This is a genomic window from Alkalibacterium sp. m-11 (genome assembly GCF_054658155.1).
Genome location: NZ_BAAGIR010000341.1, coordinates 1 through 585, shown reverse-complemented (window position 1 = coordinate 585; position 585 = coordinate 1). Strand labels below are relative to the sequence as shown.

At 41.9% G+C, this 585-nt stretch carries 1 pseudogene; it reads left to right on the top strand.

What is annotated here, in order from left to right:
- Nucleotides 1–585 (top strand): annotated as a pseudogene (locus ACYQ2O_RS12715) (IS5/IS1182 family transposase); the annotation flags it as partial.

Here is a 585-nt window from a genome sequence, read left to right as displayed (position 1 = left end):
CTGTTCACTTCACTACTCCAAGAGAATGGCCTGCTTCATGAGGAGGCTTTGTTTATTGACGGCACGAAACTTCAAGCTGATGCCAATATTTACTCCTTCACTTGGAAGAAGGCCATCGATCGTTATGAATCAAAGCTGAACGAGAATGTCGAAGCATTGTATGAAACCATGATTCAGTCACAAGTGGATATCTGCCTTTCAAAAGAGCAGTTAGACACATCAGAAGGCATTGAAACGCTGATTGAGGCAATTGACACCTCGCTAGAAGCGGTTGAAGAATCTATCCAAGAAGAAACACAGATTCCCAAAGGTGGTTCTATACACAAACGACGACGTCGTCTATTAAAAAAGCACCGCAACAAGTGTGTCAAAGATTACCTTCCGCGAAAACAGTCATACGAAGAAGCCCGCGCAACCTTTGATGGACGAAACAGTTATTCCAAAACGGATAAAGACGCTACGTTCATGTGTATGAAAGAAGATCCCATGAAAAACCGTGAATTGAAACCTGGCTATAATCTTCAAGTTGCTTCTAGTAATCAATACGTCATTGACTACGATATCTTTTCAAATCCTACGGATACG